The following is a 20,474-nucleotide window of genomic DNA, read 5'->3' on the forward strand; positions in this document are numbered from 1 at the left end:
GAGAAGACATGACCGTCGGATACGGATTCAATGCCCTTTTGACTGCGAAACCGGGGATGGCGGATCGGTTGGTCGATGTCCTGCTGACAGGCATGGACGACGGCAACCCCGCTTCCAGTGAGCACTGCCTGGTTTATCTGGTGTGTCGCTCCGCGTCTCGCCCCGATCTCATCCATGTCACAGAAGGCTGGACTAGTGAGGCAGATCATCACCGTCTGTTCGCGGACGAGGCGGCGCAGGCAATCGTCGCCAGGATCCAAGACCTCGTCACCGGCGAGAACCCCCGCACCGATTACACACCGATAGGCGGAAAGGCCGACTTGTGATCGGCCCATCCCGTCACACAACCAGCAGAGGAACGACATGTCACCTGTGACCTACCCGGCGCTCGATCCCGAACTCGATGCGCTACTCCTCGATTTCCCGCTCCTCCCACGGATCACGCCCGAAATCCTGGTCCAACTCCGCGCGATGCCGACTCCGCCGCTCGAGGCCGTGCTCGTGGGCCGTGAGGTAGAGAGACGCGAGGTCACCGTCCCTGCTGATAATGGCAGCGGGATCCCGATGACCGTCCTGATACCTGTAGACCGTGCACCTGCGGCGCCCTGCCTCTATTGGATGCACGGCGGTGGCATGATCATGGGAGACCGATTCTCCCAGTTGGATATTCCGTTGGAATGGCTCGATACCATGGGTGCTGTTGTGGTCACCGTCGACTATCGGCTCGCACCCGAGTACGGAGGCCTCACCCCCGTCCAGGACTGCTACAGAGGGCTGCACTGGATTGCCGAGCACGCCGACGATCTCGGCATCGATCCCGATCGCATCGTGGTCGCGGGTACGAGCGCAGGAGGGGGCCTTGCCGCCGGTCTCGCCTTGATGGCCCGTGACCTGGGTGGGCCCGCGATCGCCGCGCAAGTCCTGAGTTGCCCGATGTTGGACCACCGCAACACCACAACTTCCAGCCGGCAGTACTCGGGCAGACCCGGGGTCTGGACTCGTGAGACCAACGAGTTCGCTTGGAACGCCCTCGTGGCCGACCTTTCCGATGAGGAGATCCCCGCCTACATCTCGCCCAGTCGAGCTCGCGAACTTGCCGGCCTCCCTCCCGCCTACATCGACGTCGGTTCTGCCGAAGTTTTCCGCGACGAGGTCGTCGATTACGCCGCCGGGATCTGGGCAGCCGGCGGCCACGCCGAACTGCACGTCTGGGCCGGCGGATTCCACGGTTTCGATGCCCTGTTCCCCCGCGCGCGTCTGTCCACTGCCGCGCGACGAGTGCGCACCGCGTGGCTCGCACGGACTCTCGCCTTCTCCCATGAAGTTGGGTAGCGGGCAGCGGATCGACTGCCAGCCGGTTGGGTCGCCCGTCTCCGACCGGATCGGTGGAGAATCGATTGCCCTAGCGGTGAGTGGTATTCGGGATCAGAAGGCGTCGTTGATTGTGATCCGGTCGTACGTCGCCGGAAAGTCGTCGGCCCCAAAGCAGTTCAGGGACGTGGTTTGCCCCACCTGAATCTGCTCCGTCGTGCAGTTGACCAAGGCCACCACTTCGTTTCCGTTCATGAACTTGATTTCTACGATCGCGCTGTCCGTCTCGTCCCGCGAATTCGTGACCCGGAGACCCTCCACCTGCACGTCACCGAGTGTGTCCTGGGTGACGGACCACCCTGGTGCATATTGAAATCCGGAGACCTCGAACGGTTGCCCCTCGGCAATCGTCAGAGGGTTGTCCGGACCGCCCGGAGCAGCGTCGTCCACCTCCGCTGATTCGATCGCCTCGTTGACCTCATTTGCCGTGACCGCCAGGAAGGCGAGGCACCCGCCGATTGCCAGTACGAACACCGCGATCAGCGTGAGCAGGACATTGCGCAGCGTGTGCGACTTCTCCGGCGGCCGAGGGGGTGGTGGCTGGGGCGCAGACGGGGGCGGACCGCTGTTCTGTACGCGGTCGGTCCACCGGGCTCCGTCCCACCAGCGCATCACTCCCGATGGGTCGCGGTAATAGCCGGGGCCGGGTGATCCGGTGTTGCCTGGATTCGGAGTATCGGACATCAGCGATTCCTTCCGGCCGATATGGATCCGGTTTCTTCAACGTAGTGAGCAGCGGCGCATATCCGCAGGGCTACTCCGCGGAAACAAAAACAAACTGAAAGATGGATATATTGGGCACAGTCAAACCTACAGTATGTGAGTGAGGCTGCGATGGGTTCGAACTCGTGAGTATCGCCGGTTCTCCACCGTTGCCGACTGCGGTGGCGCAGCCTCAGGCGAGTTCCGAAGCAGCGACGGCGGCCCCGCGCGCCGGTCGGTATGTTCTCCTCGAGCCGTTGCGGGCGATCGCGGCACTCATGGTGCTCAGTTACGTCCTGGTCGAGCGGCCGATGGTGGCGTTCGCTCGCAGAACATAGCCTCGGGCACGAAGGGGCGCACGTCTCAGGCGGGCGCAGGTCCTTTGCCGAGCGCAGTCTTCACCGCGAAACCCGCCAGAAGTGTCCCGGCAGCCCATCGCTGCGCGAGCATCACGCGCGGCCGGGCGAACAGGAAGCCCGCGATCTTCGCCGCTCCGAGCACGATCATCCCGTTGACAGCGACTGCGATCACGATCTGCACCGCGCCGAGTTGGAGGAGTTGCAGCCACACCGGGCCCGATTCCGGAGACACGAACTGGGGGAGCAGCGCGGCGTACATCAGGGCGATCTTCGGGTTGAGCAGGTTGGTCAGAAGGCCCATCCCGAAGAGCCGGCGATCGCTTACCGGATCCAGTTCGCGAGGGGAGAACAGGCCGCGTCCGCCGGGGCGGATCATTCCCCAGGCCAGGTATACGAGATACGCAGCGCCGGCCAGTTTCAGCACGGTGAACGCCGCAGGGACCGCGCCGAACACGACAGACAGACCGGCAACTGCCATCAGCAGATAGCAGAGGAATCCCACCCCCGTGCCCGCCAACGACACCAGGCCGGCGCGTCGGCCCTGTCCGATCGCGCGGGACGTCAGGTAGACCATGTTCGGCCCGGGGGTGAGCACCATGCCGAGCTCGATGAGTGCGACTCCTCCCGCAGCGGCAACGTCGACGATCATCCGATTCCCCTCGAGAAGGCTGTCACTGCGGACTAAACCAGATCGTCCGGCTGCATCCGACCGCTCGGTGTCCGACCGCTCGGTGTCCGACCGTCGGTCACGGTCCTAACGTTAAGGCATCGCCGAGTCCGCAAGGCCATGCCCCGCGCCCGCCGGGGACGCGGAGCATCTGCACCTTTGTCACTCCACGATGGGGAAGATCGACTCGCCGTCTTCGGGGCTACCGTCGATCTGGCCGCGATCCACGCGGGAATCCTCGACGATGACCCCGTCGACTACCTCCGCATGTTTGACGGTGCCGTCGTCCTCGTCCGGATCTTCATCGATGACCTCGTCCACGAGGTCTTCGGTGAGTTCGTCGTCCGGCATCACCGCGACCGGCACTTCCGGCGGTGTTTCGGGCTCGATGTCGGGTTCTTCTTCGGCAAGCCGCTGGTCGAGCGATTCGCCTTCCTGCTCTTCGCGCTGTGTGGTGCCGAATTTGTCGGCTTCGCTCCATCCTTCGGGCGGATCGACAACTTCGTCGCCGTCGTCATTGCGTACTTCGTCCGCGTCGAGACCCTCGCTCGGGCTGAGGGTGTCGCCGGGCCCATCTTCGATACTCATACGGCATGAAATACCCGAGCCGGCAGGCCCCGAAACGAAGCGGGCTGTGGCGGAGACAACGAAAATGCCGGGCCGTGTGGGCCCGGCATTTCCTTGTCGGTGAGTTGAAGAGTCTTCGAGGGCCGGCGTCGTCGGCGGGCCCAGGAAGAGCTACCTCAGTCTTTAGCGGCGAACACCACGGCCGGTGACAGCCTTGACGAGGAACAGCAGGATCACAGCGCCGAGGAGGCAGGTCAGGAAGCTGAAGATCAGCCCACCGCCTTCGACATCGACACCGAACAGCTTCAGGAGGAAGCCGCCGATCAGGCCGCCGATCACACCGACAACAACGTTGAGGAGAATGCCCTGCTGGGCGTCAGTGCCCATGAACTTACTGCCGATCCAACCGGCCAAACCACCGATGATGATCCAGCCGAGGATTCCGAGTCCGAGCATCGCGCGGGTCCTTCCTTGAGACTTCGGTAGAGAGATTGACTAGCCCATACTGCTTCTTTGCCGAGGTGGTTATACCCGTTTTGTCACGATCAAACCGTTGGTGCACAAAATTGTTCGTTCCCGGTGACTTTCCGGGCGCAGGTTCGGCGTGGACGGACCACTTCGCCGAACAACGCGTGCCCGCGGAGTCGCAGGACGCACACTGTTTCTCGTGCTCCCATCCACGACGGATAAGCCCGCCCGCGCGCCACTGGTGCTGGGAACGCTCATCCTCGTCGCGGCGGTCGCGAATCTCAATCTCGCCGTCGCCAATGTGGCCCTGCCCGATATCGGGAAAGCATTCGACAGCAGCCAGACCGACCTGAACCTCATCGCGGTCGGATACTCGCTGGGTTTGGCGGGGTCGGTGCTCTATCTCGGTGCGGTCGGCGACCGCTACGGCCGAAAAACGATGCTGGTGCTGGGCATGACGTTGTCGGTGCCGATCTCGCTACTCGCCGGTCTGGCGCCGACCACCGAGGTGTTGTTTCTGGCGCGGGTGCTCGGTGGCATATCCGCGGGACTGGCCTTCCCGACAACGCTGGCATTGATCACCGCGTTGTGGTCGGGTGCGGCGCGGACCCGGGCGATCGCATTGTGGTCCGCCATCGGCGGTGGTCTCACGTCGCTCGGCCCGCTCGTGGCAGGAGCACTGCTCGAGTGGTTCTACTGGGGATCGGTCTTCCTGGTGACGATTCCGCTGGCGGTGGCTGCCCTCCTCCTGACAATCGTGTTCGTCCCGAGGCACGTCAACGAGTCCACCGCTCCGGTCGACCACCTCGGCGGGGTCGTGTCTGTCGTAATGGTGGGGTCGCTCGTTCTCGGCATCACCTTCGCGCCGGTGAGCGGTATGCAGACCACCGCCGTCTCCGCGGGCGTGATCGCACTGGCAGCCGGGGCCGTGTTCGTCATCCGCCAGCTTCGGGCGCCGAACCCGCTGTTCGACCTGCGGGTCGCGCGTCGCCGAATCTTCTGGGTCGCGGCGGTGGCGGGCATCATCGTGTTCGGATCGCTGATGGGATCGATGTACGTCAGCCAGCAGTATCTACAGAACGTTCTCGGGTATTCGACACTGGCGGCGGGATCGGCTGCCTTGCCGGCCGCAGCGGTGATGGTGCTGGTGGCGCCGCAGTCCGCGAAACTCGTGGAGGCGTACGGTTCCCGGTTCACGTTGTTGTCGGGATACGTGCCGATTGCGCTCGCGTTGGTCCTGGCGCTGGTGCTGTGGGACGAGAACGCCCGCTACTGGTCGATCGCCCTCGTATTCATGTTGATCGGTGCCGGCATCGGCCTCGCAGGGACACCCGCCTCCCACTCGCTCACGAGTTCGGTTCCGGTCTCACGGGCCGGAATGGCATCGGGTACCTCGGATCTGCAGCGGGATCTCGGTGGCGCCATCATGCAGTCGACTCTCGGTGGACTCCTGACTGCCGGCTACACGGCTTCGTGGGCGGCGACGATCGCAAGCGCACCGGACGCTCAGTCCGTCAGCGAGCAAACGCAGGCAGCCCTCGAGAAGTCGTTTGCGGGTGCTGTGCACGTCGCGGAGAGCAACCCGCAATATGCGGAGCAGATCATGTCCGCGGCCCGCACCGCCTTTCTCGACGGTGACGATCGTGCGTACGCCGCAGCGATCGTGATCGTGGTCCTCGGAGCTCTGCTGGTGTTCTTCGTGTACCCGAAGCGCGACGGCGAAAAAGAACTTCTCGCGCACTACGCGGAGGAGGACTCCCTGGAAACGGCCGAGTAGCGATCGGCCGGGCCGCGTGCATCGCGGCTACCTGCCGGTCTACGACTCGGTGCGGCGCCGCGATAGCGTCGTGCCATGAGTTTCGTCGAGGCTTCACCCGCCGTTCGTACGCGCTTGTCCCGGGCGACGCTCCGGCGTGCGATGCTCACCGCCGTAGTCCTGGCTTTCCTCGCACTGGCGGCTGTCCCTGTGCACGAGGAGTTGTACACCGCAATCGCCCGCGCCATCGAGGCGTCGCCGCTGGCGGCGTTGGCGGGTGTGATTGCGGAGAAGGGGCCGCTGGTACTGGTTGCGACGTTTGCCGTGCTGGCGGTGCGGTCCTGGCTGCGCGACCGCCGCGCGCTCCGGATCATGGTGGCCGGTGGCGCAGGAGCCGTGGTGGCGTACCTGACAAGTGAGCTCGTCAAACTCGTCATCACCGAACCCCGGCCGTGCCGGGCATTCGACGTGACGACCGTCCTCGAGTGCCCCGAAGTGGGCGACTGGTCGTGGCCGTCGAACCACTCGGTGATCGCCGCGTCGCTGGCGACCGCCTGCGTTCTGGCCGTCCCGCGCATCATCTGGTTCGTTGCGCCCGTGGCGGTGCTGCTGGGGTTCTCCCGGGTTGCCGGCGGCGTGCACTACGTGCACGACGTGCTCTCGGGTTTCGCGCTGGGCGTGCTCGTCGTCACGGGCATCACCGTTGCGCTGCTGCCCCTCGTCGACCGTCTCTACCTGCGGCTCCCGGACCGGTTCGAGCGCACGGACTGACGCTCCGCGGGACGGCGTTCAGCTGATGAGCGCCGCTGCCAGTTCGCGGTAGTCGGCGGCCGGGAACGCGTTGGGATCGGCCGTCAGCACCTGGATCGCCACTTCGTCGGCGCCCGCGCGGTAATGCTTGTCGATGCCGGCGACGACGCGGTCGAGATCGCCCCACGGAATCAGCGCGTCCATCAGCCGGTCGCTGCCTCCGCCGGCCACGTCGTCCTCGGTGTACCCCAGACGCCGCAGGTTGTTCGAGTAGTTCGGCAGTGACAGGTAGCCGCGCATGTATTCGCGCGCGATGCCACGAGCGGTGTCCTCGTCGCTCTCGAGCACGACGGCGACCTCCGGGGCGAGCAACGGACCGGCTCCGAGGATTTCGCGTGCCTGCGCGGTGTGTTCCGCAGGAACGAAGTACGGATGAGCGCCGGACGCTCGTGCCGCCGACAGGGCGAGCATGCGCGGGCCGAGGGCCGCGAGGACACGGCGCTCGGCGGGAACCGGCGGCTGGGCGGCGTCGAGCGCGTCGAGGTACTCGACCATGTGGCTGTACGGCTTGGTGTAGGTGTGCGCAGCCTTCGCGTCGACGACGGGAGCATGGCTGGTGCCCACGCCGAGCAGGAACCGGCCCGGGTGTTCCTCCTCGAAGCGCGCGACGGTCGCGGCAACGTCGGCCGGTTCCGCATGCCAGATGCTGACGATGCCGCTCGCGACGCCGAGGCGCGTCGTCGCATTCAGGACTTCGCCGTACACGGGCGGAACGCCCTCGCCGAATCCACCCGACGTCCACAGTCGCTCGTAGCCCAGATCGTCGAGTTCACGGGCCGCGTCGAGCGCAGCCTCCCGGGTCTTTCCGCTCAGCCAGAACCCGCCGCCCCACACACTCACTCGTCGCGTCATGCACTCGACGATAACCGGAGGGCGGCGCCTGAGCCCCGCTACCTGAGCCGGAACGGCCGTCAACCAAGGGTTGACGAGCCTGGATCGTCAACCTAGCGTTGACGCATGGAACCCCTACGACCGACCCATCCCATCCGGCTCGACGACCTCATCGAAGGAATCAAGCAAGTCCATCCCGACGTCCTCGACCAACTCTCCGACGCCGTGATCGCCGCAGATCACCTGGGCGACATCGCGGATCACCTCATCGGCCACTTCGTCGATCAGGCGCGACGCTCGGGAGCGTCGTGGTCCGAGATCGGCGCCAGCATGGGCGTGTCCAAACAGGCGGCCCAGAAGCGATTCGTTCCGAAGCGAGAGAACGACCTGGATCCCGAGCAGGGGTTCTCCCGATTCACGCCACGTGCCAAGAACGTCGTCATGGCGTCGATGAACGCAGCCCGGGCCGCGGGCAACCCCGAGATCGCGCCGGCGCACCTCGCTCTCGGCCTCCTCACCGACACGGACTCGTTCGCTGCGCAGGCGCTCATTGCCCAGGGGATCGATCTCGAGGCGCTGCGCACCTCGATCACAAGCGCCCTGCCTGCTCCGTCGAGTGAGTCGATGCCCGAACTGATCCCGTACGACGCGCAGGTCCGGAAGATCCTCGAGCTGACGTTCCGGGAGGCGCTGCGCCTCGGGCACAACTACGTGGGGAGCGAGCACATCCTTCTCGCGGTGCTCGAAGTGGAGAACGGTTCCGGCGTGCTGTCGGCGGCCGGAATAGGCAAGACACGCACGGAAGGGGAGATACAGAAGATGCTCGGTGAGACCCAGGAGACCACACAGGATTGAGAGCGCGCCGAATCGGTTTGTCGCGGGGGCATTCGGGTACTCGAAGAGAACCATCGCGCACTTACCGATCGGAGTTTTCGATATGGCAGGGCAACCCCCTAAGGTTCCGGGCGCACCCGCGTCCATCGAGCCACAGCTCACAGAACCCACGACACCGGTTGATGCTCCCGGAACGAAGCCCGACCAGCAGCAGCCGGCGGGCGTGACCGCGACGGGCAACAAGGTCGACATCGACGGTGCCCGCGCCCAGAGCGGCGCATTCCTCACCACCGCGCAGGGCGCGCGTCTCACCGATACCGATCATTCCCTCAAGGCAGGGGCACGCGGGCCTGTTCTTTTGCAGGACCATCACTTCCGCGAAAAGATCACTCATTTCGACCACGAACGCATTCCCGAGCGTGTAGTCCATGCGCGAGGCGCCGCCGCTCACGGAGTGTTCCGCGCCAACGGTGCAGCCACGACGGTGACCCGTGCCGGGTTCTTGAAGAAGGGCGCGGAAACGCCTGTCTTCGTTCGGTTCTCGACTGTTCTCGGTTCGAGAGGCTCGGCGGACACCGTTCGCGACACGCGTGGATTCGCGACCAAGTTCTACACCGACGAGGGCACTTTCGACCTGGTCGGTAACAACATTCCCGTTTTCTTCATTCAGGACGCCATCAAGTTCCCGGATATCATCCACGCCGGAAAGCCGCACCCCGACAGGGAGATTCCGCAGGCACAGAGCGCGCACGATACGTTCTGGGACTTCGTCTCGCTCCACACCGAGGCCACCGCGCACACGATGTGGAACATGTCCGACCGCGGTATTCCGCGCTCGTACCGGATGATGGAGGGCTTCGGCGTCCACACCTTCCGGCTCGTCAACGAGGCGGGCGAGACTTCTCTCGTCAAGTTCCACTGGAAGCCGCGCTTGGGCGTGCACTCCCTGGTGTGGGAAGAAGCCCAGATGATCAACGGCTTCGACCCCGACTACCACCGCCGCGACCTGGCCGACGCCATCGAGGCCGGGGCATACCCGCAATGGGATCTCGGGGTGCAGGTGTTCCCCGACAATCCGGAACAGACCTTCGAGGGCATCGATCTGCTCGACCCGACGAAGATCGTGCCGGAAGAACTCGCTCCGGTGCAGATCATCGGCACCATGGAGCTCAACGCCAACCCCACCAACTTCTTCGCGGAGACCGAGCAGGTCGCGTTCCATCCCGGCCACCTCGTGCCCGGTATCGACGTCACCGACGACCCGCTGTTGCAGGGGCGCCTGTTCTCCTACCTGGACACCCAGCTCACCCGGCTCGGCGGGCCGAACTTCGGCCAGATTCCGATCAACCGCCCGCACGCCCCCGTCAACGACATGCTGCGCGACGGGTTCCACCAGCACGCGGTCCACAAGGGCGTCGCGCCGTACAAGCCGAATTCGCTGGACGGGGGATGTCCGTTCTTCGCCGGTGCCGACGAAGGGGCCTTCATCGACTTCCCGGTCGAGCTGCCGGCGGCCCAGAAGGAACGCGCCCTCTCGCGGAGCTTCGACGACCACTACTCGCAGGTCCGCCAGTTCTACAAGAGCCTGTCGGAGATCGAGAAGGAACACGTCGCGTACGCGTACACCTTCGAACTCGGCAAGTGCTACGAGCAGACGATCAAGGAGCGTCAGCTCCAGATCCTCGCCAACATCGACGCCGATCTGTGCGCGACGGTGGCGGCAGGGCTCGGTCTCGAGGCGCCCGCACCCACGATCGAACTCGTCGATCCTGCCCCGAGCCCGGCGCTGTCGCAGGTGGGCAAGACATGGCCGGTTCAGGGCCGCATCATCGGTGTCGTCGCGGACGACACCAGCGACCTCGATCAGGTGCAGGCCGCGGTGAAGGCGATCGACGGCGCGGATTGTGTGCCGCTGGTCATCGCACCGCACGGCGGGAAGCTCGGCGGCGTTGTTCCGATCTCCCGAACGTTCCTCACCGCACGGTCCGTCGAGTTCGACGCGGTTCTCTTCGCCACCCCCGCACCCGACCCGCGGGCACGGCTCCTCGTCGACGAGACGCTCCGGCATCAGAAGGCGGTTGCCGCGTGGGGCGACGGCCGGGCGTTGTTCGAGGGCGTCGCGGCACCGGGCGTGGTCTCTGCGACCGGTCCGGAAGACGCCGTCAGCGCGGTGTTGGAGCTGCTCGGTACCCACCGAGTCTGGGAACGAACCGCGATGTGACAGAGTTCACCTGAGCGCGACTTACGGTTTCGAAAGCTCCGCGTTATTCTTTCGTTACCTCTGGCCGCAGCTGATGTTCATCGCTGCGGCCAGTTGTTGTTTACGGGCCTTTCAGATGCCCGTGGTCGCGCGAGGATAGGCCGCCTCCGTGTCGGTGAGAACGTTCACCACATAGGGGACCCCCGACGAGAAAGCCCTGTCCAGGGCCGGGCCGATCGCCCGGGGATCGGCGACCATCTCACCCCCGGCACCCAACGCGACCGCTACCTGGTCGTAGCGGGTGCCGGGGGTGAGGTCTGCCGCGACGTCATACCCGTACAACATCTGCATCGGCCCCTTCTCGAGCCCCCACGCCGAGTTGTTCCCCACCACGATCACCACAGGCAGACGGTGCCGCACCAGGGTGTCGACGTCCATCAGCGACATCCCGGCGGCTCCGTCGCCGAGCAGCAACACGACCTGGCTCGACGGCCGCGCTATCCGCGCCGCGATCGCCGCCCCCAGACCGGCACCGAGGCATCCGTACGGTCCGGGATCGAGCCACAGGCCCGGCTTCCGCGGCTCCACGAACTTTCCCGCGAAGGACACGAAGTCACCGCCGTCCCCGATGACGACGGCGTCGTCGGCCAGACGCGGGAGAAGCTCACCGTAGATGCGGGCCGGATGGATGGGGTCCGAGTCGGCGGACAGCAGCGCGGTATCGCGAGCGGCCGCCTCGAGCGTGAGAGCGCGCAACCGGTCCGCCCACGCACGAATATCCGGCCTTGCGGACAAGGCCGAGAGAATGCCGTCGAAGCACGCCGTGAGATCCCCGGCCGCGGAGGCCGCGAGTTCGGCATGTGCCGAGATCTGGCCGGGGGAGTCCGCAATGTGCACGACCTGGGCGGCCGGCCCGCCGTCGCGGCCTCCGAACCGTCCGTACCCGAGCCGGAAATCCAGCGGGGTGCCCACGACCAGCACGAGATCGCACGTGCCGACCGCCGCGCTCCGTGCTTTGCTGACGAGCAGCGGATGACCGCCGGGGACGATGCCGCGTCCCATGCCGTTGGTGATCACCGGTATGCCCAGTTCGTCGACGAACCAGAGGGCCGCGTTCTCGGCGCCGTCCGCCCACACATCGGTGCCCAGGACGAGCAGGGGCCGTTCCGCGCTGGTCAGCAGCCGGGCGATCTCGGCCAGGTCCTCCGAATCCGGCTCGAGGCGGGAACGCACATGCGCCTGCGGCCGCGGCGCCGTCACTCGTCCGTACAACTCGTCCATCGGGACATCAACGAAAGCCGGTCCGCGATGCGGGGATTCGGCCGCGGTGAACGCCGCATCCACCGTCGGGCCGACCTCACCGACGGTGCGGGCCGTCTCCGACAACTTGGTGACCGACCGGAACAACGGGGGCTGATCCAGTTCCTGGAGACTGCCCGTGCCCCAGCGCGCATTGGGGGCGCGGCCGCCCAGTACGACCAGTGGCGAGCCCGCGAAGTGGGCCTGCGTGACGGCGCTGATCCCGTTCGTGACGCCCGGCCCGGCGGTAAGTACCGCAAGGCCCGGATGCCGCTCGAGCTTGCCGGTCGCCTCCGCCGCGAACACCGCCGTCTGCTCGTGTCGCACGTCGACGAGACGCATCCTCGACTCGCCTTTCACCGCGGCGTCGTACAGGGGGAAGACGTGGGCGCCGGAGAGGGTGAACATCGTCTCGACACCGTGTGCGCGGGCCACAGCGGCGGCGTGATCGCCACCGTGCCCTTCCAATTCGGGGCTCATGCGCCCGAACGCTACGACCCGGCGGAGGGCCGTGGGTTCGGTTCGGAGGAAACCCGGGGCGTCAGGCGAATCTCGAGGTGGCGCGGACCGCCGCGTTGCGCGCGGTGGTGAACCGGGTGGCGGTCGCGACTCCGGCCAGTATCCGGGAGGCCCGCACGAGTCGCTGGGTGCGGTGCCGGCGCGCGCGGTCGTAGCGAAGGAGGGCTTCGGTGACGGGGTGGTCGCGAAGCAGGACGGCGAGCGCGGAGGCGTCGACGATCGCCTCGCAGGCACCGCGGCCGAGGTTGGGTGCCATCGCGTGTGCGGCGTCGCCGATGAGGGCCACCTTGCCGCGGACGTACGACGGCAGCGGTGGCGACTGGTACAGGTCGTGATGCAGCACCGTAGAGGGGTCGAGGCGATCGAGTACGTCGAGGACCGCGGGGTGCCACTCGCGGAAGCGCTCGCGGAGGTCGGGAACACCGCCGGTCGAGTCGGCCGGCGCGCGGACCGCCGCGAACCAGTTGGTGAGGTCGCCGTCCCGGGGTGTGATCCCGAACAGCGCGTTCGGTCCCCAGCTTTCGCTCAGTGAGGCGGCACGCCCGTCGACCCATCCTCGCCATGCGGTGAATCCGGTGTAGACCGGCCGGAACCGCGACCCGAAGAGGGCGTCGCGGGTCGCGCTCCCGATGCCGTCGGCGCCGACCACGACGTCGTATCCGGAGAGATCCGGTGCCGCCGGCGCAGTGTGACCGAAGTGCACTGTGCCATCCGGTAACCCGGCGGACAGGAGCTCGAGCAACGGCGGCCGCGACAGGAGGACGGCGGGCCGCCGGAGATTCTCGAGGCGCGCGATGGGCAGGCCGTCCCAGCGCAGGAACCACCCCGAGGTCTGCAGCACTCCCCGTTTCTCGGCCTCGCCTCCGAGGCCGGCGACCTCGAGCGAGGCAAGTGCCTCGGGCCACAGTCCCAGCGCGGTTCCGGTGGGAGGCAGGCCCTCCGCGCGTTCGAATACGTCGACGTGCCAGCCGAAGCGGACGAGTGCGTTCGCAGCGGTGAGCCCGCCGATGCCCCCACCGAGAATCGCGGCCTTCCCTGCGTGTGTCCCGCTCATGCACCGCAATCTACTACGTTTGTAGTGTGGTGTCACTACAAACGTAGTGACCGGTTTATGCTGGGACCGTGACCGACAAGCGTGCCGCTGTGCTCGACGCCGCCATCGAGGTTCTGGGAGGGGACGGGGTGCGTGCCCTCACCCATCGCCGCGTCGACGCACGTGCGGGTGTTCCCGCAGGTTCGACGTCGAACTACTTCCGGACCCGGGGTGCACTCGTCGAGGGGGTACTCGATCGCCTCCTCGAACGTGATCGCCAGGATCTGGCGGCACTGACGGCGGACGGCACGGCACCGGACCGGCGAGGCCTCGAGGTCCTGTTGCGGGAGTACGTGCTCTACGCGACCGGTCCGGACGCGGTGCGCACCCGCGCGCGACTGGCGCTGTTCGTCGAATCGACCACGGTCCCGGCTCTGCGCGAGTCGGTGGGAGCGAGGCGCGGAGAACTGCGGGCGTGGGGCAGGGAAATCCTTGCCGCGCTCGGCGCCGACGACCCCGAGACCGCCGCGCAGATCGTGGTGGACTACGTCGACGGGGTGATCCTCCACCGCCTCACCTCCGAGGACGACGCGACGGACCCGCAGACCGGCATCGGCAGGATCCTCGACGCCGTCCTGCAGCGAACCGCGGTTATGTGAACGGCTCGTCACAGGCGTGTCAACGGGGCATTTACGCAGGTCAGCCCCAAGGTAGGGCAGCCTATGTTGCATTACCCCCGGTGACCTGGCATATCGTTTCCTCCAGAGCGGTGGGCCCACGATGTCCCACCGGTCGCCAGACCCGTCTCGTGCTGCCGACAAAAGGCACCCGCACCGTCGCGGATGAGCGGATACTGGCGGTGTCGAAGGTATCGGGACACCCGGCCGATACCCGTCTACGGCAGTAGATGGCCATCAGCGCTGCTGGTCGTCGGTGCTATCGCACGCAACGAAGGCTAGGTATGACTCTTCTCCCCGGGCCTCAAGGGCTCTACCACCCCTCGAACGAGCACGATTCCTGTGGCGTCGCGTTCGTTGTCGACATGCACGGTCGCCGAAGCCGCGACATCGTCGAGAAGGCGATCACCGCGCTCGTCAATCTGGAGCATCGCGGTGCTGCGGGAGCGGAGCAGAACACCGGCGACGGCGCCGGCATCCTCATTCAGATTCCCGACGCCTACTTCCGCGCTGTCGTCGACTTCGACCTTCCCGCGGAAGGTGCCTACGCGACGGGTATCGCCTTCCTGCCCAAGGGCACGGAAGCCGCCGATGAGGCTGTTGCACAGGTGAACCGCATCGTCGAGGAAGAGGGCCTCGAGGTCCTCGGCTGGCGTGAGGTGCCCGTGGACGAGTCGGAACTCGGCTCCATGGCGATCGACGCCATGCCGACCTTCCGCCAGATCTTCGTCGCGTCGGGCGCCCGCGCCCTGACCGGCATCGACCTCGAGCGCCGTGCCTACGTGGTGCGCAAGCGCACCGAGCACGAACTCGGACACGAGGGCCCCGGCGAGGACGGCCCCGGCCGCGAGACCGTGTACTTCCCGAGCCTGTCGGCGTCGACCTTCGTCTACAAGGGCATGCTCACCACGCCGCAGCTCAAGGGCTTCTACGTGGACCTCCAGGACGAGCGCGTCGAGTCGGCTCTCGGTCTGGTGCACTCGCGCTTCTCCACGAACACCTTCCCGTCGTGGCCTCTCGCGCATCCCTTCCGCCGCGTCGCACACAACGGCGAGATCAACACCGTCACGGGCAACGCCAACTGGATGCGTGCACGTGAGGCACTGATCGACAGCGACATCTTCGGCGGTCGCGACAAGCTCGAGAAGATCTTCCCGGTGTGCACCCCGGGTGCCTCGGATACCGCGCGGTTCGACGAGGTTCTCGAACTTCTCCACCTCGGTGGCCGCAGCCTGCCGCACGCGGTGCTCATGATGATCCCGGAGGCGTGGGAACGGAACACGGCCATGGATCCGGCCCGTCGTGCGTTCTACGAGTACCACTCCGCGCTCATGGAGCCGTGGGACGGCCCCGCGTCGGTGTGCTTCACCGACGGTGTCGTCATCGGTGCGGTGCTCGACCGCAACGGTCTGCGCCCGTCGCGCGCCTGGGTCACCGACGACGGCCTGGTCGTGATGGCGTCCGAGGTGGGTGTGCTCGACATCCCCGCCGAGAAGATCGTGAGCAAGCGGCGCCTGCAGCCGGGCCGGATGTTCCTCGTCGACACGGCCAAGGGCCGCATCGTCGAAGACGAGGAGATCAAGCGCGAACTCGCCGCCGAACTCCCGTACCAGGAGTGGGTCGAGAAGGGCGTCACCCGTCTCGAAGACCTGCCGCAGTCGAAGTACACCTACATGTCGCACGAGCGGGTGGTGTTGCGGCAGCAGGTGTTCGGATACACCAACGAAGAGGTCGACCTTCTCGTCAAGCCGATGGCTGCCACCGGTGGTGAGGCGCTCGGTTCCATGGGCACCGACACCCCGATCGCTGTGCTGTCGTCGCGGCCGCGGATGCTGTTCGACTTCTTCTCCCAGCTGTTCGCGCAGGTGACCAACCCGCCGCTGGACGCGATTCGCGAAGAGATCGTCACCAGCATGGGCGGGATGCTCGGGCCCGAGGGCGACCTGCTCGACCCCACCGCCGCGTCGTGCCGGCGCATCCTGCTCTCCGCACCGGTGATCGACAACGACGATCTGCAGAAGCTCATCCACGTCAACGACGAGAAGCAGTTCCCGGGCTTCAGCAGCGTCATCATCCGCGGCCTGTACCCGGTCGCGGAAGGCGGAGCCGGTCTGGAGCGGGCGCTCGCGAGCATTCGCGCGCAGGTGTCCCAGGCCATCGAGAAGGGCGCACGCCTGATCGTGTTGTCGGACCGCGAGTCCGACGAGAAGCTCGCGCCGATCCCGTCGCTGCTGCTCACCTCCGCGGTGCACCACCACCTCGTGCGGGAGAAGACGCGCACGCAGGTCGGTCTGCTCGTCGAAGCGGGCGACGCCCGCGAGGTGCACCACATCGCCGCGCTGTGCGGTTTCGGTGCGGCCGTGGTCAATCCGTACATGGCGTTCGAGAGCATCGACGAGTTGCTGCAGAACGGCGACCTGCCGGAGGGCATGACCCTCGACAAGGCCATCGCCAACTACATCAAGGCCGCGTCGAAGGGCGTCCTCAAGGTGATGTCCAAGATGGGCATCTCCACGCTCGCCTCGTACACGGGCGCGCAGCTGTTCCAGGTCATCGGCCTGTCGCAGGACCTCGTCGACGAGTACTTCACCGGCCTGCAGTCGCAGCTCGGGGGCGTCGGCCTCGAAGAGATCGCCCACGACGTGGCAGCCCGTCACCGGTCGGCATTCCTCGACCGGCCGTCCGAGCACGCGCACCGCGAGCTCGAGGTGGGCGGTGAATACCAGTGGCGTCGTGAAGGTGAGTACCACCTGTTCAACCCGGACACGGTGTTCAAGCTCCAGCACGCCACCCGCACCGGTCAGTACAAGGTGTTCAAGGAGTACACGAAGCTCGTCGACGACCAGTCGCAGCAGCTCGCGTCGCTCCGTGGCCTGTTCGAGTTCAAGACCGGTTTGCGCCCCGCCGTGCCTCTCGAGGAGGTCGAGCCGGCGAGCGAGATCGTCAAGCGGTTCTCCACCGGTGCGATGAGCTACGGCTCCATCTCGTCGGAGGCCCACGAGACTCTCGCGATCGCGATGAACCGTCTCGGCGGCCGATCGAATTCCGGTGAGGGCGGCGAACATCCCGACCGCTTCACGCCGGACGAGAACGGCGACTGGCGGCGCTCGGCGATCAAGCAGGTCGCGTCCGGCCGGTTCGGTGTGTCGTCGCACTACCTGACGAACTGCACCGATATCCAGATCAAGATGGCGCAGGGCGCCAAGCCCGGCGAGGGTGGACAGCTCCCGCCGCACAAGGTGTACCCGTGGGTCGCCGAGGTGCGTGGTTCCACGCCGGGTGTCGGCCTGATCTCGCCGCCGCCGCACCACGACATCTACTCCATCGAGGATCTGGCCCAGCTGATCCACGACCTGAAGAACGCCAACCCGGAAGCCCGCATCCACGTGAAGCTGGTGTCCGAACTCGGCGTCGGCACGGTCGCGGCGGGCGTGTCCAAGGCGCATGCCGACGTGGTGCTCATCTCCGGTCACGACGGTGGCACCGGCGCGTCGCCGCTGACCTCGCTCAAGCACGCCGGCGCACCGTGGGAGATCGGCCTGGCCGAGACCCAGCAGACGCTCATGCTCAACGGTCTGCGCGACCGCATCGTGGTGCAGGTGGACGGCCAGATGAAGACGGGCCGCGACGTCATCGTCGCCGCGCTGCTCGGAGGCGAGGAGTTCGGTTTCGCCACCGCGCCGCTCGTGGTCTCGGGTTGCATCATGATGCGCGTCTGTCATCTCGACACCTGCCCCGTGGGTGTCGCGACGCAGAACCCGGTGCTGCGCAAGCGTTTCACCGGCAAGCCGGAGTTCGTCGAGAACTTCATGCTCTACATCGCCGAAGAGGTGCGCGAGTACCTCGCGGAGCTGGGCTTCCGCAGTCTCGACGAGGCGATCGGGCAGGTCGACTGCCTCGACACCCGCAAGGCCGTGGACCACTACCGCGCGTCGAAGCTGGACCTGTCGCCGTTGCTGCAGAAGGTCACCTCGCCGATCTACGGCGAGCAGGACATGCACTGCACCAAGGAACAGGACCACGCACTCGACAAGGCGCTCGACAACGACCTGATCGCCAAGGCGCAGCAGGCTCTCGAGTCCGGCATGCCCGTCGAGATCGACACGGCCGTCGCGAACGTCAACCGCACGGTCGGCACGATGCTCGGCCACGAGGTCACCAAGAAGTACGGCAAGGACGGCCTGCCCGACGGCACGATCGACATCACGTTGACGGGATCGGCCGGTAACAGCTTCGGTGCCTTCGTGCCTCGCGGTATCACGCTGCGCCTGTACGGGGACGCGAACGACTTCGTCGGCAAGGGCTTGTCGGGTGGCCGCATCGTCGTGCGTCCCCCGCTCGACGCCGCACCGGGATTCGTGCCGGAAGACAACATCATTGCCGGCAACGTGATCCTGTTCGGTGCCACCGGCGGTGAGGTTCTCATCCGCGGTGTCGCAGGCGAGCGTTTCGCAGTCCGCAACTCCGGAGCCACGGCCGTCGTCGAAGGCGTCGGCGACCACGGCTGCGAGTACATGACGGGTGGCAAGGTCGTCATCCTCGGCAAGACCGGCCGCAACTTCGGTGCGGGCATGTCCGGTGGCGTCGCGTTCGTGTACAACCCGGACAAGGACTTCGAGGACAACCTGAATACCGAGCTGGTCGACCTCGAGGATCTCGAGGGCGAAGACTTCGTCTGGCTCAAGGGCGCGGTCGAACGGCATCGTGACGAAACGGGCTCCGACGTTGCAGCCCGCATCCTGGCCGACTGGTCACAACAGGTCAGCCACTTCGCGAAGGTCATGCCTCGCGATTACAAGAAGGTGCTCATGGCTATCAAGGACGCCACCATTCGTGGTGGGAACGTGGACGAGGCGATCATGGAGGCAGCTCGTGGGTGATCCAAGCGGCTTCCTCAAGCACGGGTCGCGCGAGACTCCGGTCCGTCGTCCCGTCCCCCTCCGGCTGCTCGACTGGAAGGAGGTCTACGAGCCTTTCCCGCTCGAGACCCTCCAGGTCCAGGCGAGCCGCTGCATGGACTGCGGTATTCCCTTCTGCCACAACGGCTGTCCGCTCGGAAACCTGATTCCCGAGTGGAACGACCTGGCGTACAAGGGCAAGTGGGAGGACGGCATCGAACGCCTCCACGCCACCAACAACTTCCCGGAGTTCACCGGGCGGCTGTGCCCGGCACCCTGTGAGGCGTCGTGTGTCCTGGGCATCAACCAGGATCCGGTGACGATCAAGCAGGTCGAGGTCGAGCTGATCGAGAAGGCCTTCGAGGACAACCGCGTCAAGCCGGTGCCGCCGTCGAAGCTCACCGGTCGCAAGGTGGCGGTCGTCGGGTCGGGTCCGGCAGGACTTGCTGCGGCGCAGCAGCTTACGCGCGCGGGGCACACGGTCACGGTGTTCGAGCGGGCCGACCGCATCGGCGGACTGCTCCGCTACGGCATTCCCGAGTTCAAGATGGAGAAGCGGTTCATCGACCGCCGTCTCGCACAGATGGAGGCCGAGGGCACCGTCTTCCGGACCGGAGTGAATGTCGGGGTCGACATCACGGCCGACGAACTGCGCGAGCAGTTCGACGCCGTGGTCCTCGCCGGCGGTGCGACGGTGGCGCGCGATCTGCCCATTCCCGGACGCGAACTCGACGGGATCCATCAGGCGATGGAGTTCCTGCCGATCGCCAACCGTGTCCAGTTCGGTGACCTCCCCGCGCCGACCATCACGGCGGAAGGTAAGAAGGTCGTCATCATCGGTGGCGGCGACACCGGTGCCGACTGCCTCGGTACGTCACACCGTCAGGGTGCGGTGAGCGTCAGCCAGTTCGAGATCATGCCGCGCCCGCCGGAGCAGCGCGCCGACTCGACGCCGTGGCCGACGTACCCGTTGATGTACCGCGTCTCTTCGGCACACGAAGAGGGTGGCGACCGCGTCTTCTCCGTCAACACCGAGCAGTTCGTCGGCGAGGACGGCAAGGTCACGGGTCTCCGCGCCCACGAGGTGCGCATGGTGAACGGCCGTTTCGAGAAGGTCGAGGGAAGCGACTTCGAACTCGAAGCCGATCTCGTCCTCCTCGCGATGGGCTTTGTCGGGCCCGAGAAGCCGGGCCTGCTCACGGATCTCGGTGTTGACCTCAACGAGCGCGGCAACGTCGCCCGCTCCGAGGAGTGGTCCACCAATGTCGACGGCGTGTTCGTCGCCGGCGACATGGGGCGTGGCCAGTCTCTCATCGTGTGGGCCATCGCCGAGGGTCGCGCATGCGCGGCGGCAGTGGATCGATTCCTCGAGGGAGCAACGGCGCTTCCCGTTCCGATCACCACCAGCACGATGCCGCAGCGCTGACGCTGCCGAACGACAGGCGGGGCCGCACACGAGAGTGTGCGGCCCCGTTTGTCTCTT

Annotated in this window: 17 protein-coding genes; 10 read left to right on the top strand and 7 right to left on the bottom strand. The window is 66.3% G+C overall.

Annotation, left to right across the window (positions count from 1 at the left end):
* Window positions 1-8: 8 nt before the first annotated feature.
* Together ACFWBU_RS01180 and ACFWBU_RS01185 are read left to right on the top strand one after the other, a co-directional pair.
* Window positions 9-326 (top strand): putative quinol monooxygenase, encoded by a 318-nt coding sequence (locus tag ACFWBU_RS01180; RefSeq protein ID WP_378527211.1) that lies wholly within the window; start codon window positions 9-11, stop codon window positions 324-326.
* 37 nt (window positions 327-363) lie between these two features.
* The gene (locus tag ACFWBU_RS01185) at window positions 364-1,332 is read left to right on the top strand and encodes an alpha/beta hydrolase (protein ID WP_378527212.1); all 969 of its coding nucleotides are present in this window, start codon (window positions 364-366) and stop codon (window positions 1,330-1,332) included.
* A gap of 93 nt (window positions 1,333-1,425) precedes the next feature.
* Here the strand turns inward: ACFWBU_RS01185 and ACFWBU_RS01190 are convergent, their stop codons facing one another.
* Window positions 1,426-2,055: a DUF2510 domain-containing protein gene (locus ACFWBU_RS01190; RefSeq protein ID WP_378527213.1), complete on the bottom strand. Its 630-nt coding sequence runs from the start codon at window positions 2,053-2,055 to the stop codon at window positions 1,426-1,428.
* 164 nt (window positions 2,056-2,219) lie between these two features.
* Between ACFWBU_RS01190 and ACFWBU_RS01195 the strand changes: the two genes are divergently transcribed.
* The gene (locus ACFWBU_RS01195) at window positions 2,220-2,411 is read left to right on the top strand and encodes a hypothetical protein (protein ID WP_378527214.1); all 192 of its coding nucleotides are present in this window, start codon (window positions 2,220-2,222) and stop codon (window positions 2,409-2,411) included.
* 25 nt (window positions 2,412-2,436) lie between these two features.
* Here ACFWBU_RS01195 and ACFWBU_RS01200 read toward each other — a convergent pair whose 3' ends face one another.
* The 3 genes from ACFWBU_RS01200 to ACFWBU_RS01210 all read right to left on the bottom strand — a co-directional run bounded on the left by ACFWBU_RS01200 (window position 2,437) and on the right by ACFWBU_RS01210 (window position 4,122).
* Window positions 2,437-3,078: a LysE family translocator gene (locus ACFWBU_RS01200; protein WP_378527247.1), complete on the bottom strand. Its 642-nt coding sequence runs from the start codon at window positions 3,076-3,078 to the stop codon at window positions 2,437-2,439.
* Between the two features lie 183 nt (window positions 3,079-3,261).
* Window positions 3,262-3,687 carry a hypothetical protein gene (locus ACFWBU_RS01205; RefSeq protein WP_169620866.1) on the bottom strand — a complete coding sequence of 142 codons (426 nt, stop codon included), beginning with the start codon at window positions 3,685-3,687 and terminating at the stop codon, window positions 3,262-3,264.
* A gap of 162 nt (window positions 3,688-3,849) precedes the next feature.
* Window positions 3,850-4,122 carry a GlsB/YeaQ/YmgE family stress response membrane protein gene (locus tag ACFWBU_RS01210; protein ID WP_169620865.1) on the bottom strand — a complete coding sequence of 91 codons (273 nt, stop codon included), beginning with the start codon at window positions 4,120-4,122 and terminating at the stop codon, window positions 3,850-3,852.
* Window positions 4,123-4,333: 211 nt separating this feature from the next.
* On the opposite strand from ACFWBU_RS01210, the gene ACFWBU_RS01215 reads away from it, so the two are divergent.
* Complete coding sequence (locus ACFWBU_RS01215) at window positions 4,334-5,911, top strand: MFS transporter (RefSeq protein ID WP_346765349.1); 1,578 nt, start codon at window positions 4,334-4,336, stop codon at window positions 5,909-5,911.
* Between the two features lie 75 nt (window positions 5,912-5,986).
* The gene (locus ACFWBU_RS01220) at window positions 5,987-6,661 is read left to right on the top strand and encodes a phosphatase PAP2 family protein (protein ID WP_240955037.1); all 675 of its coding nucleotides are present in this window, start codon (window positions 5,987-5,989) and stop codon (window positions 6,659-6,661) included.
* 18 nt (window positions 6,662-6,679) lie between these two features.
* Here ACFWBU_RS01220 and ACFWBU_RS01225 read toward each other — a convergent pair whose 3' ends face one another.
* Complete coding sequence (locus ACFWBU_RS01225) at window positions 6,680-7,540, bottom strand: TIGR03620 family F420-dependent LLM class oxidoreductase (protein WP_378527248.1); 861 nt, start codon at window positions 7,538-7,540, stop codon at window positions 6,680-6,682.
* Window positions 7,541-7,657: 117 nt separating this feature from the next.
* On the opposite strand from ACFWBU_RS01225, the gene ACFWBU_RS01230 reads away from it, so the two are divergent.
* Window positions 7,658-8,386 carry a Clp protease N-terminal domain-containing protein gene (locus tag ACFWBU_RS01230; RefSeq protein WP_296550675.1) on the top strand — a complete coding sequence of 243 codons (729 nt, stop codon included), beginning with the start codon at window positions 7,658-7,660 and terminating at the stop codon, window positions 8,384-8,386.
* Window positions 8,387-8,468: 82 nt separating this feature from the next.
* A complete protein-coding gene (locus ACFWBU_RS01235; protein WP_378527215.1) occupies window positions 8,469-10,586 on the top strand; it encodes a catalase in 2,118 nt (705 codons plus the stop codon).
* A gap of 111 nt (window positions 10,587-10,697) precedes the next feature.
* On the opposite strand, the gene ACFWBU_RS01240 is transcribed toward ACFWBU_RS01235, so the two are convergent.
* Together ACFWBU_RS01240 and ACFWBU_RS01245 are read right to left on the bottom strand one after the other, a co-directional pair.
* Window positions 10,698-12,344 carry an acetolactate synthase gene (locus tag ACFWBU_RS01240; RefSeq protein ID WP_378527217.1) on the bottom strand — a complete coding sequence of 549 codons (1,647 nt, stop codon included), beginning with the start codon at window positions 12,342-12,344 and terminating at the stop codon, window positions 10,698-10,700.
* Window positions 12,345-12,405: 61 nt separating this feature from the next.
* Window positions 12,406-13,437 carry an FAD-dependent monooxygenase gene (locus tag ACFWBU_RS01245; protein WP_378527218.1) on the bottom strand — a complete coding sequence of 344 codons (1,032 nt, stop codon included), beginning with the start codon at window positions 13,435-13,437 and terminating at the stop codon, window positions 12,406-12,408.
* A 68-nt stretch (window positions 13,438-13,505) separates the two neighbouring features.
* Here ACFWBU_RS01245 and ACFWBU_RS01250 point away from each other — a divergent pair, with 68 nt between their 5' ends.
* The 3 genes from ACFWBU_RS01250 to ACFWBU_RS01260 all read left to right on the top strand — a co-directional run bounded on the left by ACFWBU_RS01250 (window position 13,506) and on the right by ACFWBU_RS01260 (window position 20,417).
* Window positions 13,506-14,075 carry a TetR family transcriptional regulator C-terminal domain-containing protein gene (locus tag ACFWBU_RS01250; RefSeq protein ID WP_169620860.1) on the top strand — a complete coding sequence of 190 codons (570 nt, stop codon included), beginning with the start codon at window positions 13,506-13,508 and terminating at the stop codon, window positions 14,073-14,075.
* 302 nt (window positions 14,076-14,377) lie between these two features.
* A complete protein-coding gene (gltB, locus tag ACFWBU_RS01255; RefSeq protein WP_378527219.1) occupies window positions 14,378-18,973 on the top strand; it encodes a glutamate synthase large subunit in 4,596 nt (1,531 codons plus the stop codon).
* Window positions 18,966-20,417 carry a glutamate synthase subunit beta gene (locus ACFWBU_RS01260; protein WP_169620858.1) on the top strand — a complete coding sequence of 484 codons (1,452 nt, stop codon included), beginning with the start codon at window positions 18,966-18,968 and terminating at the stop codon, window positions 20,415-20,417. Before gltB ends, ACFWBU_RS01260 begins: the two co-directional genes overlap by 8 nt.
* The last annotated feature ends 57 nt before the right edge of the window (window positions 20,418-20,474 follow it).

Source organism: Rhodococcus sp. NPDC060084 (assembly GCF_042730335.1).
In the GTDB taxonomy this organism is placed as follows: Bacteria; Actinomycetota; Actinomycetes; order Mycobacteriales; family Mycobacteriaceae; genus Rhodococcus.